We start from the raw sequence: 501 nt of genomic DNA, 5'->3' as shown, positions 1-501 counted from the left end.
ATCTGTGTCGCGGAGTCGACGGTGAACGAGGTGGCCGGTGTCGCACCGAAGCTCACTGCGGTGGCCCCGGTCAGGTCGGTGCCGGTGAGGACGACGGTTGTTCCGCCGGCTACCGGTCCCACGTTCGGTACGACCGTGGTGAGGGTGGGAACCGGAACGTAGGTGTAGGCGACACCATTGCTGGTTCCGCCGACCGTGGTGACCGTCACCTGCACGGTCCCGGTCCCCGCGGGAGCGACCGCGGTGATCTGTGTCGCGGAGTCGACGGTGAACGAGGTGGCCGGTGTCGCACCGAAATTCACGGCCGTGGCCCCGGTCAGGTCGGTGCCGGTGAGGACGACGGTTGTTCCGCCGGCTACCGGTCCCACGTTCGGTACGACCGTGGTGAGGGTGGGAACCGGAACGTAGGTGTAGGCGACACCATTGCTGGTTCCGCCGACCGTGGTGACGGTCACCTGGACGGTGCCTGCTCCTGCGGGAGCGACGGCCGTGATCTGGGTG

General features: G+C 67.9%; 1 protein-coding gene. It reads right to left on the bottom strand.

Annotated features, from left to right (window positions below):
- Nucleotides 1-501 (bottom strand): IPT/TIG domain-containing protein (locus APZ21_RS28845; protein ID WP_204249173.1); only part of this gene is annotated, 501 nt, incomplete at both ends.

Source organism: Nocardia arizonensis, from assembly GCF_001310275.1.
Classification (GTDB): Bacteria; Actinomycetota; Actinomycetes; order Mycobacteriales; family Mycobacteriaceae; genus Nocardia; species Nocardia arizonensis.
The sequence above is the reverse complement of the archived record's forward strand: the minus strand, read 5'-3'. Positions and strand labels throughout refer to the sequence as shown.